Here is a 12152-nt window from a genome sequence, read left to right as displayed (position 1 = left end):
CACAAAATTAAACCGCCATTTCATTTTTGCTGGATATTTCACGCAGACGGGGGGATAAATTGCAAATGATGGCGTAAAAATTTAAATCTATTGTCCTGGAGGAAAAATGAGTGAACCGCAGCGACTGGAACGCATCACACTCGATAGCCGGGCGATCTCTTTTAACCGCTTGCGCTCAACCAGCGCGTCTTACTATCACTGGCACCAGTGCGTGGAATTCCTCTATATCTCCAGCGGCTATGGCATTGTGGTGGTAGATAACCAGCACTACACCGCTCGCCCGGGACGCATGTTTATTTTTCCACCGTTTCGCCTGCACAAAGTCCAGGTCGACCACAGCGAGAAAAATCCCTACCACCGCACCACGATGCATATTGAACAGTCGGTGGTTGAAAGCATTATGCGGGGGTTTGCGCGCCATCAGGCCCAGTTTGCCGCGCTTGCCGCCAGCAATGCGCCGGCACAAATTTACGACCTCAGCGAACACGGCCCTTTCATGGAGAGAATTCTGACGCAATTTGACGGGCTGTATCACGGCGGGCAGATCGCCACCAGCGAGGTTGCCTTTCTGGTGATGCAGATAATGGGTTTTCTCCCCGCGCTGCCCGAGCCATGTATTCCCCGGCAGCAGACGGTCGCGTCGCGGATTATGAGCTGGGTGGAGGCTCACTACGCCCACAAATTTTCGCTCGATGAACTCGCCCAGGCGCTGGGCCTGTCGCGCAGCTACACCTCGCGCATATTCCGCCAGCAAACGGGCGGCAGCATCCACGAGTATCTGCTGACGCGCCGAATAAAGCGCAGTTGCGATCTCCTGCGTAACACCACCGTCAGTATTGATGAGATTGCGGCCGAAGTCGGGTTTAGCGAAGTCACCTACTTTATTACCTGCTTCAGGAAGATGATGGGCCAGACGCCGCTGCAGTACCGCAAGGCGAGTCTGGCCAGAAACAGCGTGCTCACGTAGCCCGCGGGGCTACTTCGAGACGTCCGCGCCGAAATACTGGCTGGAAATTCGCTGGTAGCTGCCGTCGGCGCGAATATCGGCGATGGCGGCATCGATCGCCTGGCGCAGCTCCGGTTCCCCTTTGCGGATTAGCACCGCCTCCTGTTCGGCATCGGTTCTTTCCGCCACGATTTTCACCGGCGCGTCGGGCTTGTGTTTCTTGAAATCGAGGAACGAGAGGTTGCTGTTGATGGTCGCATCCGCGCGCCCCTGTGACACCAGGGCGATTGACTGATCAAAGCCATCCGTTCCCACGACCTCCGCGCCATTTTCACGGGCAATTTGCGCGTAGTTGCTGGTTAACGTATGGGCGGACTTTTTGCCCTTCAAATCTGCAAAGGTGTGAATATCCTGATTATTGTTATTCACGATGAGTACCGCTTTCGGGGTGATATAGGGGACCGAAAAATCATATTTCGCCTGACGCTCCGGGGTGATCGAGACCTGATTAATCACTGCGTCGTAGCGGTGAGCGTCCAGCCCGGCCACCAGACCGTCCCACTTGCCCTCGACAAACTCCGCTTTCACGCCAATCCGGCGGGCAATTTCACGCGCGATGTCGACATCAAACCCCACCAGCTTGCCGGAGGTATCATGATAGGTAAAAGGCGGGAAGGTCCCTTCGGTACCCACTTTAAATACCCCCGCTGATTTTATCTGCGCCAGGTTTTCCCCGGCACAGGCCGCGTGCGTCACGCTCAGCTGAATGGCGGTGGCCAGCAATGCGCTCATCAATACTTTCATCATTCACTCCTTTATCTGAATTGCCGGATTATTTTTTTAAATTTCCCAGGAATCGGGAAACGTCTCGGTCAGCGTGGAAATAAAAAGCTGCGTACGCGTTTTCTTTGCCCGGGTAAAAATGTCCCGCGAAGTCCCGCTCTCCACAATCTGGCCGGATTCGAGGAACACCACCTGGCTGGCAATATTTGCCGCCAGCCGAAGATCGTGGGTCGCCATCAGCATCGTCGTTCCCTCCTGCGCCAGCTGGCGCAAAACGGCAATCACTTCCTGGGATAGCTCAGGATCCAGCGCCGAGGTCGGTTCATCGCAAAGCAGCACTTTCGGCGAGGGGGCCATCGCCCGGGCAATGGCGACCCGCTGCTGCTGGCCGCCGGAGAGCATCGCCGGCCAGGCATGGCGTTTGTGCGCCAGCCCGACTTTGGCCAGCAGCGCTTCCGCCCGCGCCCTCGCCCGCTCACGGGGCCATTTCTGCACCACCACCAGCCCCTGCATAATATTTTCCAGCACCGACAGATGCGGAAATAACTGGAAGTTCTGAAAGACCATGCCGGTTTGCTGGCAAATACGCCGAACGTCTTTTCTTTTTGGCGCCGCGGCGGGAGAAAAAATAATCTCCTCATTACCAATCGTTAATTTCCCGGCCTGCGCGATTTCCAGTAAATTAATGCAGCGTAATAATGTACTTTTGCCGCTGCCAGATGGGCCAATCAGCGCCGTCACGCTGCCCTCAGGAATCGTTAGTGAAATATCATGCAGCACCTTCTGGCGGGAGAAACTCTTTTCAAGTCCGGACAGCGTTATCATGATGTTCTTCCTTTACCAGCGTATTTCTTTCTAAACGTAATTCCAGCCGGGACTGTAAATATGATAAGACCGAACTAATTAATAAATAGAGCAGAGCCGCTTCGCTATACAGAATAAGCGGCTGATAGGTGACGGCGGCAATACGCTGGGCGGCTAAAAACAGCTCCGGCACGGTAATTACCGAGGCCAGCGAGGTATCCTTAACTAAGGAAATAAAGGTGTTCGACAGCGGCGGCACCGCCACTCTCGCCGCCTGCGGCAGAATAATATAACGCAGCGATTGCCCCCAGCTCATGCCAATAGAATGCGCGGCCTCCCACTGCCCTTTGGCGACCGACAGCAGCGTCGCCCTGATCACCTCCGAGGTAAAGGCGCCGACGTTCAGGGTAAAGCCGATAACCGCGGCCGGAAAGGCATCAAGGGTGATCCCGACGCTGGGCAGGGCGTAAAAAATCAGAAACAGCTGCACCAGCAAAGGCGTGCCGCGGATAATCCAGACATAAAAACGCACCACGCTTTTCAACGGCGCCGGGCCATATAAACGAATCAACGCGACGATAAACCCCAGCAGCAGACCGAGGGAAAATGAAATTAACGTAATGGGGATAGTAAAAACCAGCCCAGCATAGAGCATCGGCCAAAACGAGCTTATTGCTAATGAAATAAATTCCGGCACATATCACCTTTTTGCAAACCAGCACTTTTTATTACGGCCGTTTCCGGGGAGCAGCTTATTAAAAGAGCTTATCATGCAGAACATCGCCTCAGCATGTATCAATACCGGCATTAAATAGCCGACTTTGTGCTTTGCGCGGCCCGACCGCGACTTCTTGCTGCCGCACCTGCGGCACGTCGCTGATGCTGCCGGTGAATTAGCGCAGCTGGCGAAAATAATATTAACCAGCCATAACAATGCCTGTCAGCCTATGGAATATTTTCGACAACCCTTTGCCGAAATAAAGATAAGCGCCGCCGGAAAAGCGATAATTCGGTGAAAAATACGGCAAAAAAGGCCTTATCTGGAAATCAACACGCCCAGGCGGCTAACAGGCTTTCCCTCCGGACGGCTAAAAAGCATCTTATATTCCATTTCGCTCTTAATGCCGGACAAATATTCTTTAAAATACCAATTTTGCAGACCTACCATTCAAATATCTCGATACGAATGGGCAAATAGTTATGTCAGTTTTTCACTCCATTAGCGACCTTATTGGGCACACTCCCCTGCTTCAACTGCATAAGCTGGATACCGGCCCCTGCAGCCTGTTTTTAAAGCTGGAAAACCAGAACCCCGGCGGGTCGATCAAAGACCGCGTCGCGCTGTCGATGATCAACGAGGCGGAACGGCTGGGTAAATTAAAACCCGGCGGTACCATTATTGAAGCGACGGCGGGTAACACCGGTCTGGGACTGGCGCTTATCGCCGCACAAAAAAATTACGCCCTGACGCTGGTGGTTCCCGACAAAATGAGCCGGGAGAAAATTTTCCATCTCCGCGCCCTGGGAGCCAAAGTGCTCCTCACCCGCTCGGATGTGAATAAGGGCCACCCCGCCTATTATCAGGATTATGCGCGCCGCCTGGCGGAGGAAACCCCGGGCGCGTTCTATATTGACCAGTTCAATAACGAAGCCAACCCGCTGGCGCACGCCACCACTACCGCGCCCGAAATATACGATCAGCTGGACGGCGATATCGACGCCATCGTCGTCGGCGTCGGCTCCGGGGGAACCCTCGGCGGCCTGCAGGCCTGGTTTGCCAGACATTCACCAAAAACCCAATTTATTCTTGCTGACCCGGCGGGATCGATCCTTGCCGACCAGGTTGAAACCGGGCGCTACGGTGAAACAGGCTCCTGGCTGGTCGAAGGGATTGGCGAAGATTTTATCCCGCCGTTGGCCCATCTGGATGGCGTCCGAACGGCCTATCGCATCAGCGATGGCGAAGCGTTCGCCACCGCCAGACAGCTTTTACAAACCGAGGGGGTGCTTGCCGGTTCGTCAACGGGCACCTTACTGAGCGCCGCGCTGCGCTATTGCCGGGCGCAGACCAGTGCTAAACGCGTGGTCACCTTCGCCTGCGACAGCGGCAACAAATACCTCTCCAAAATGTTTAACGACGACTGGATGCGTCAGCAGGGCCTACTGAGCCGGCCGACCCGCGGCGATTTAACCGATTTTATCGCCCTACGCCACGATGAAGGGGCTACCGTTACCGCCGCTCCGGACGACACCCTCGCCGCCATTCTCGCGCGCATGCGTCTGTATGACATTTCGCAGCTGCCGGTGCTGGAAAACGGCCGCGTCGTCGGCATCGTCGATGAGTGGGATCTGATCAGCCACGTCAAGGGCGACAGCCGACGCTTTTCACTGCCCGTTGGCGAGGCGATGACCCGCAACGTAGAAACGCTGGATAGACACGCGCCGGAAAGCGCACTGAAAGCCATTTTCGATCGCGGCCTGGTGGCCGTTATCGCTGACAACGAACGCTTTTTGGGTCTCATCACCCGCAGCGATGTGCTGACGACCTGGCGCAACCGACTTGAACACTAAGGATGAAAGATGAAAAATTTACATACATTGAGCGTACACAGCGGCGTCTTTAACGATGGGCACGGCGCCGTTATGCCGCCGATTTACGCCACCTCCACCTTTGCCCAACCCGCGCCGGGGCAGCATACCGGCTATGAGTATTCACGCAGCGGCAACCCGACCCGCCACGCGCTGGAGACGGCGATTGCCGAGCTGGAGAGCGGCAGCCGCGGCTACGCGTTTGCTTCAGGGCTGGCGGCGATTTCCACCGTCCTTGAGCTGCTGGATAAAGACAGCCATCTGGTGGCCGTCGATGATGTCTACGGCGGGACCTGGCGCCTGCTTGAGAACGTCCGCCGTCACAGCGCGGGGCTGCGGGTAAGCTGGGTCAAACCCGACGATCTGGTCGCTCTTGAAGCCGCTATCCAGCCGGATACACGCATGATCTGGGTTGAAACCCCGACCAACCCGCTGCTGAAGCTGGCGGATCTCAGCGCTATCGCGGCGATTGCCCGTCGGCACAATATTATCAGCGTCACCGATAACACCTTTGCTTCGCCGGTCATCCACCGCCCCCTCGAGCTGGGCTTCGATATCGTGGTCCATTCGGCGACCAAATACCTGAACGGCCACTCCGACGTTGTCGCCGGGCTGGCGGTCGTCGGTGACAATCGCGAACTGGCGGAGAAGCTGGGCTATCTGCAAAATGCGCTGGGCGGCGTACTTGACCCGTTCAGCAGCTTCCTGACGCTTCGCGGTATCCGGACTCTCGCGCTGCGTATGGAACGTCACAGCAGCAATGCGCTGGCCCTCGCCGAATGGCTTGAACAGCAGCCGCAGGTGGAAAAAGTCTGGTTCCCGTGGCTGGCATCGCATCCCCACCATCAGCTGGCGCGCCGGCAGATGGCGCTGCCGGGCGGGATGATTTCAGTGGTGGTGAAAGGCGATGATATCTATGCGCAGCAGGTCATCAGCAGGTTGAAGCTGTTTACTCTGGCAGAGAGTCTGGGGGGCGTGGAGAGTCTGGTCAGCCAACCGTTCAGCATGACCCATGCTTCAATTCCGCTGGAACAACGGCTGGCCAATGGCATCACGCCTCAGTTGATCCGTCTCTCCGTCGGGATTGAAGATCCGCAGGATCTGATCGCCGACTGGCAGCACGCATTGCGTGACTGAACAAGAAATCCGCCGCCGGAATCATGCTGGTCACTGCAGGCCAGCAGATTTTCATGGCGTAGTGTGGATTTGCCTGATGTATGCCGATGTCTGTCAACGGTGGTTTAGGAGAAGGAACGTTTTGTGGCGCGGGTCTACGGAATCCTGACAGGCCGCACGCGGGTGCGCCAGCGTTCGCTCGAACGACCTTAAAATAGCCGGCCCGCTAACCGTCGTTCATAAATAGCCTTTTCCCTCTTTCAGCACATGCTCTACGAAGCGGGTCAGCTTCGGCAGCGGGCGAAGATCCTGCCGCCAGAGTAAATGTACCGGGCGCGGATGGGGGGTATAGGCCTCCAGCACGCGCACCAGTTTGCCGCTGGCCAGCGCCTCGCTCAGTAAGACCTCAGGCTGGAGCAGCAGCCCGGCGCCGGCTATCGCCGCCATGCGCAGGCCGTAACCATCATTGCAGCGCAGAATCGCATCGCGCTTCCAGCGCACCGCGTCTTGCGCCCCCGGCAATGTCCACTCATTACGCGCCGTCCACACCGTATGGGACAGGCAAAGGTGATCGACCAAATCCGCCGGTACGACTGGCGTGCCGTGACGAGCCAGGTAAGCGGGCGCGGCGCAAATCACCATCCGATATGGACAGAGATATTTCGCCACCAGATCGGTGTGGTGAATATCACCAATACGGATCGCCAGATCGAAGCCCTCATCGACGAGATCGACCATCCGGTTAGTCAGATCCAGTTCGATGCGAACATCCGGCCACGCCTGTAAAAAGGAGGCGGTCAGCGGCGCAATCACGCAGGCGCCAAAAGAGGTCGGCGCGCTGATGCGCAGCGTCCCGGCCGGCGCCAGTCGCAATCGTTCGACCGAGCTTTCGGCAATCGCAACCTGTTCAAGTACCCGTTTGGCCTCTTCATAATAGACGCGCCCGGCATCGGTCAGACTCTGGCGCCGGGTGTTGCGCTCAAGCAGTCGGGTGCCCAGCTCTCGCTCCGTCAGGGCGATATATTTGCCGACCATCACCGCCGACATCTCCAGCCGCGATGCCGCGTCGGTAAAACTGCCGCACTCCACCACGGCAATAAATGTCTCCATTCCGCGTAGCTTATCCATATTACAAACCTCTGGTTAGTAATCATCTAACTTTTAGCCAGTTTATCCGATAACTGTTTCATTAAAGAATAGAGGCTCACAACCGATCAGGAGTCAGCCATGAAAATCGTCGTTATTGGTGCCAGCGGTACCGTCGGGCGCGCCGTCGCCGAAGAACTGAGCCGTCAACATCAAGTCATTCGCGTAGGTCGCACTCAGGGCGATCTTCAGGTGGATATCACCTCTCAGCCGAGCGTCGAAGCCCTGTTTGAAACTGTCGGCCGGGTCGATGCGATTGTCTCGGCCACCGGCAATCTGTTCTTTGGCCCGCTGGCGTCCATGACGGACCGGGATTTCAACCAGGGCCTGCAGGACAAACTGCTGGGGCAAATCCGCCTGGCGCTAACCGGGCAGCATTATCTCAATGAAGGCGGTTCGATTACGCTTATCAGCGGCATTGTGGCCCATGAACCGATTGCCCAGGGCGTCAACGCCACAACGGTGAATGCCGGGCTGGAGGGCTTTGTCCGCGCCGCCGCCTGCGAACTGCCGCGCGGGATCCGTATCAACCTGATAAGCCCCACCGTATTAACGGAGTCGCTCGCCGCGTATGACGGTTTCTTCCCCGGCTTCGCCAGCGTCCCTGCCGCCGCCGTTGCCCAGGCCTATCGCCGCAGCGTGGAAGGGATACAGAGCGGCCGGGTGTACACCGTCGGCTACTGACCGCGAGAGCACCGTCAGCCTCTGCCCGGGCAGAGGCCGTCATCCCCGGCTATTACACCGGGGATGACGGCCGTTTTCAGCAGCGACATTCACGACAAGATAAAGAGAAAAGAGAACACTCCGTGTTGTAAATATTGATCTACTGCACACTCCCGATAAATGCACTTCGTGGTGCAGTGCTGCGCACAATATATTCCGTTTCGCCATCCTTTCAACACCTCAATCATCGCACACCATGGTGTAACAGACTGATTTACAGGGTGTAAGTGGTATTCCCGTATAAATATCATTGCTTAATATTGGCACGATCGCTTTTCCACATATTTATCAGGCCTTTCTCATTCGACGGTACAACCAATCATTCCAGGCAATGGCCACCGCCACGGAGTTTTATCTGCCTGAAAATAGCCTTCCAGCGGGTTAATTATTAAATCCCAATTAAAGCAGCATAAATCGCTAAAAAATAGATTTGACGGTTTATTCAGCGCGTTGATTCAGGATGGCGGATGCAGGTAAAGCATTTTTTTTATATCGACGTTCGACATTTTTAATAATTTCCAAAATGATACGAGATTGTGACAATAGTAAACGAAATGTTATGATGAGTAGATTAGCTGTACTCCTCATTGGAATATCCATCTAACGCTGATTTAGCCCTACAGTGATGAGAGAGCACCATGACTAAACCTCAATCCGTTCACGTTGAAAACCTCGAAAGTAATACTATAAGACCTATTCCTCTTAATATGCGGCACGGTAAACCCGGCGATCTTTTTACCATTTGGTTCGGCTCGAATATCATGTTATTAACCGTGATCACCGGTGCCATGTCGGTGACCATTTTCCACCTTTCTTTTTTCTGGTCCGTTATTGCCCTGCTTATCGGCAGCCTGGTTGGCGGTCTTTTTATGGCATTGCATTCGGCGCAGGGCCCGAGGCTCGGCGTGCCGCAAATGGTGCAAACTAAGGGGCAGTTTGGCTCCTACGGCTCGGTACTGGTAGTATCGATCGTGGTATTAATGTATATCGGATTTACTGCCTCCAGCCTGGTATTAGGCGGGCAGTCAATGCACGCTATCTATAAGCCGATGAACTCCGACGTCGGAATTATTGTCGTCGGGGCACTCAGTTTATTCGCCACCATCTTTGGCTATAAAATCATCCACTCCTACGCCAGAATTATGTCATGGATTTCCGGTATTGTGCTGGCTGCCACATTTCTATGGATCGTGTTTGTGCACGGCCTGCCGGTCGATTTCCTCGATCGCGGCGGCTTCAACAAGGTTGGCTTCCTCGGCGCGGTATCCATTGCGGCGCTGTGGCAGCTGGCCTATGCCCCCTATGTCTCTGACTATTCACGCTATATGCCCTACAGCACCAACGATAAAAGCGTTTTTTATGCCAGCTATTTTGGCTGCATTTTAGGCTCCTACCTGCCGATGGTCCTCGGCGTGCTGGTGGCTGTCTGTATTAGTAATGATGATATTATTCAGGGCATTATCGATCTAACCGGCGGAATGGGCGCCGTAGTCATTGTGGTACTGGCGCTGGGGATCGCCGCCACAAACTCCATGATGTTGTACTGCGGAGTTCTCTGCACCTTGACCCTGGGCCAGACTTTTATTGATGGCTGGTCGCCGATGGCCCGCGCCAGAATAATCACCGCCATCCTCACGATGATTCTCGAAATATCACTGGCGATCTATGGTCAGGAAAACTTTTTATTAATCTACACAAACTTTATTACCGTGCTGTTATATGTGCTGGTGCCGTGGACGGCGATTAATCTGGTGGATTACTACCTGGTCGCCCATGGCGAATATGAGGTTGAGTCCTTCTTTAAACGCGATGGCGGAATCTACGGTTATTTTAATGCCACGGCTATTTTCTGCTATTTACTGGGAATCGCCGTGGAAGTGCCGTTTATGTCGACGGCGATCTATACCGGACCTGTTGCGCTGTCATTTGGCGGGGCAGATTTATCATGGATTATTGGTTTGCTGGTCGTTTCTCCTGTCTATTATTACCTCTCCAGAGCGAAGACGGTCAAAAAGATGGCCTTTGCGAAAGAGAAAATTTAAAGCAATATATTCCCTCAGTCATCATTTAGCTCCGGACAGGTTCCGGAGCTTTTTTATTCCGCCGCGGGCAACAGGAAAAGACCGCGGCGAAATAAAGAACGGCCGCAGAGAAAAGAGATAACGGAAAAAATGCGGGAAAAGAGGATTGCGGAAATGCGCCCGGGTCCGGGCGCAAAAGATTCAGGAGGCCGCCATCCAGTGGCGCAGGTTATCCAGCATCGCCAGACATTGATCCAGCTGGCTCAGAGCAATAAATTCATCCGGCTTGTGTCCCTGCTCCATACTTCCCGGCCCACAAATCAGCGTTGCCACGCCCGCTTCGTCAAACAGCCCACCTTCCGTGCCAAAGGCTACGGTGGAGAAGGTATCATTTCCCGCCCATTGCGCCAGCCAACCGGCAAAGGCCGACTGCGGATCGCTCAGCAGACCGGGATACTGGCTGAGCGGCTGAAAGCGGATCGTTGCCTCCGCCGCCACCGCGCGCATCGCCTGCACCAGTTCATCGTTGGCATACGCCTGCAGCCCGGTGAGCGTCTCGTCGAGCGACACATCCGGCAAATGGCGGATTTCAAAATCGAACTGGCAGCGCTCAGGCACAATATTGAGCGCCGCGCCGCCCGTAATCAGCCCCACCTGAACGGTACTGTACGGCGGGTCGAAACGCGCATCCTGCCTGAGCGCCAGCTTTTCACCCAGTACGCCTAAGCGGGTAATCAGCTTCGCCGCATACTCAATGGCATTCACGCCATCGGGGGCATAGGCCGAATGGCAGGCCTTACCGTGAATATGGCAGCGCATGGCTAGTTTACCTTTATGGCCGTAGACCGGGCGCATCTCCGTCGGCTCACCGATAATGCACAGGGCGGGCTTATCCTTTGAGGCTTTAAGATGGTTCACCAGACTGCGGACGCCGAGACATCCCACCTCCTCATCATAGGAAAAGGCCAGGTGCAGAGGCATGCTTAACGGCTGTGCGAGGAAGGCGGGAACAGAGGCCAGCACGCAGGCGATAAAGCCCTTCATGTCGGTGCTGCCGCGCCCGTAGCACAGGCCATCGCGGAGGGTGAGTGCAAAAGGAGGGACCGTCCAGCGCTGGCCGTCAACCGGAACCACATCGGTATGGCCGGAGAGCATTACGCCCCCCGGCCCCGGCGGCCCCAGGCGGGCGTAAAGATTGGCTTTTTTGCCGTCGTCATCGTAGAACAGCCGGCATTCAATGCCAAAACCGCTCAGAAAGCGGTTTATGTAATCGATCATCTCGAGATTGGATTCGCGACTGGTGGTATCAAAAGCCAGCAGCGTTGCCAGTATCGACTTCACCTCATTATTCATCGCCCGGTACTCCGTAACTGGGGGCCTCCCGCGGGTCGAGCGCGCGCGTGATATAGGCCTGCATCTGCGGCTCATAGGCCTGCCAGAGCGCGGCCAGCTCGCCAATGGGATCCTCCTCGCTCCAGTCAATACGCAAATCCACCAGCGGCCACGAATAGTCATCCACAACCTTCACCGCCGCAGAGTGAACCGGGCCGGCCTCACCGCCGCAGGCCAGACCGGCCTGTAGCGCGGCCAGCAGGCGCAGCGCCATTTCACCTTCGCTCTGCTGAAAACCCGTCACCATTGCCTCAATAACCGCCGTGCTGGCCAGCATATTTCCAGCGGCAATGCAGTTTTCTCCTTCGGCAACATGATAAATACCAAGGGTTTTATCGCCGCTGAAGGCGGCGGTTTGTCCGTTGGCGTCGATGGCGATGATCTGCCGGTAGCGGCTAAAATCGTCCTCCGCCAGCGCCCTGCGCAACGCGGTGTCCGGCGCGAATCCCTGTTCCAGTTGCGCTAACGCCAGCTGACCCAGCGCCGGTAACGTGATGTTCTGACTGGATACCGCCCCCACCCCGGCCTGTAGCCAGGGACAGCGGGCGCCGACGGCAATGCTGGAGGAGCTGAGCGCAATACCAAACTGCCCGCTTTCCGGGCAATATGCTGCGATAGAAAAGGTCATCGTC

Annotated in this window: 11 protein-coding genes; 5 read left to right on the top strand and 6 right to left on the bottom strand. The window is 55.8% G+C overall.

The window, feature by feature from the left end:
• Positions 1-106 precede the first annotated feature (106 nt).
• Positions 107-967 (top strand): AraC family transcriptional regulator, encoded by an 861-nt coding sequence (locus tag OQV00_RS03705; protein ID WP_004867619.1) that lies wholly within the window; start codon positions 107-109, stop codon positions 965-967.
• Positions 968-976: 9 nt separating this feature from the next.
• Here the strand turns inward: OQV00_RS03705 and OQV00_RS03700 are convergent, their stop codons facing one another.
• From OQV00_RS03700 to OQV00_RS03690, 3 genes are read right to left on the bottom strand one after another with little or no spacing between them, the layout of a single operon-like run.
• Positions 977-1750 carry an amino acid ABC transporter substrate-binding protein gene (locus OQV00_RS03700; protein WP_004867623.1) on the bottom strand — a complete coding sequence of 258 codons (774 nt, stop codon included), beginning with the start codon at positions 1748-1750 and terminating at the stop codon, positions 977-979.
• A gap of 36 nt (positions 1751-1786) precedes the next feature.
• Complete coding sequence (locus OQV00_RS03695) at positions 1787-2554, bottom strand: amino acid ABC transporter ATP-binding protein (protein WP_004867626.1); 768 nt, start codon at positions 2552-2554, stop codon at positions 1787-1789.
• Positions 2532-3188: an amino acid ABC transporter permease gene (locus OQV00_RS03690; RefSeq protein ID WP_004867630.1), complete on the bottom strand. Its 657-nt coding sequence runs from the start codon at positions 3186-3188 to the stop codon at positions 2532-2534. The genes OQV00_RS03695 and OQV00_RS03690 overlap by 23 nt, the downstream gene beginning before the upstream one ends.
• A gap of 539 nt (positions 3189-3727) precedes the next feature.
• Here OQV00_RS03690 and OQV00_RS03685 point away from each other — a divergent pair.
• Entirely contained in the window at positions 3728-5104 is a 1377-nt protein-coding gene (locus OQV00_RS03685; protein WP_160873388.1) for a pyridoxal-phosphate dependent enzyme, read from the top strand.
• A gap of 9 nt (positions 5105-5113) precedes the next feature.
• The gene (locus OQV00_RS03680; RefSeq protein WP_015585718.1) at positions 5114-6259 is read left to right on the top strand and encodes a trans-sulfuration enzyme family protein; all 1146 of its coding nucleotides are present in this window, start codon (positions 5114-5116) and stop codon (positions 6257-6259) included.
• 216 nt (positions 6260-6475) lie between these two features.
• Here the strand turns inward: OQV00_RS03680 and OQV00_RS03675 are convergent, their stop codons facing one another.
• Positions 6476-7366 (bottom strand): LysR family transcriptional regulator, encoded by an 891-nt coding sequence (locus tag OQV00_RS03675; protein ID WP_004867642.1) that lies wholly within the window; start codon positions 7364-7366, stop codon positions 6476-6478.
• A 99-nt stretch (positions 7367-7465) separates the two neighbouring features.
• On the opposite strand from OQV00_RS03675, the gene OQV00_RS03670 reads away from it, so the two are divergent.
• On the top strand, positions 7466-8068 hold the full coding sequence (locus OQV00_RS03670; RefSeq protein WP_004867646.1) for a short chain dehydrogenase: 603 nt from the start codon (positions 7466-7468) through the stop codon (positions 8066-8068).
• 677 nt (positions 8069-8745) lie between these two features.
• Entirely contained in the window at positions 8746-10149 is a 1404-nt protein-coding gene (locus OQV00_RS03665; protein WP_004867649.1) for a purine-cytosine permease family protein, read from the top strand.
• Between the two features lie 180 nt (positions 10150-10329).
• Here the strand turns inward: OQV00_RS03665 and argE are convergent, their stop codons facing one another.
• On the bottom strand, positions 10330-11481 hold the full coding sequence (gene argE, locus OQV00_RS03660; protein WP_004867651.1) for an acetylornithine deacetylase: 1152 nt from the start codon (positions 11479-11481) through the stop codon (positions 10330-10332).
• Positions 11474-12148, bottom strand: coding sequence for a DUF1028 domain-containing protein (locus tag OQV00_RS03655; RefSeq protein WP_015585714.1), 675 nt, complete (start codon positions 12146-12148; stop codon positions 11474-11476). Before OQV00_RS03655 ends, argE begins: the two co-directional genes overlap by 8 nt.
• Positions 12149-12152: the final 4 nt, after the last annotated feature.

The sequence above is a fragment of the Klebsiella sp. DY2415 genome (assembly GCF_026314315.1).
GTDB lineage: Bacteria > Pseudomonadota > Gammaproteobacteria > Enterobacterales > Enterobacteriaceae > Klebsiella > Klebsiella ornithinolytica.
This window is presented reverse-complemented; position numbering and strand designations above follow the sequence as displayed.

Coding starts and splice junctions, on each gene's coding strand:
- OQV00_RS03705 (WP_004867619.1), top strand. CDS start 107: ATGAGTGAACCGCAGCGACTGGAACGCATCACACTCGATAGCCGGGCG.
- OQV00_RS03700 (WP_004867623.1), bottom strand. CDS start 1,750: ATGAAAGTATTGATGAGCGCATTGCTGGCCACCGCCATTCAGCTGAGC.
- OQV00_RS03695 (WP_004867626.1), bottom strand. CDS start 2,554: ATGATAACGCTGTCCGGACTTGAAAAGAGTTTCTCCCGCCAGAAGGTG.
- OQV00_RS03690 (WP_004867630.1), bottom strand. CDS start 3,188: ATGCTCTATGCTGGGCTGGTTTTTACTATCCCCATTACGTTAATTTCA.
- OQV00_RS03680 (WP_015585718.1), top strand. CDS start 5,114: ATGAAAAATTTACATACATTGAGCGTACACAGCGGCGTCTTTAACGAT.
- OQV00_RS03675 (WP_004867642.1), bottom strand. CDS start 7,366: ATGGATAAGCTACGCGGAATGGAGACATTTATTGCCGTGGTGGAGTGC.
- OQV00_RS03670 (WP_004867646.1), top strand. CDS start 7,466: ATGAAAATCGTCGTTATTGGTGCCAGCGGTACCGTCGGGCGCGCCGTC.
- OQV00_RS03665 (WP_004867649.1), top strand. CDS start 8,746: ATGACTAAACCTCAATCCGTTCACGTTGAAAACCTCGAAAGTAATACT.
- argE (WP_004867651.1), bottom strand. CDS start 11,481: ATGAATAATGAGGTGAAGTCGATACTGGCAACGCTGCTGGCTTTTGAT.
- OQV00_RS03655 (WP_015585714.1), bottom strand. CDS start 12,148: ATGACCTTTTCTATCGCAGCATATTGCCCGGAAAGCGGGCAGTTTGGT.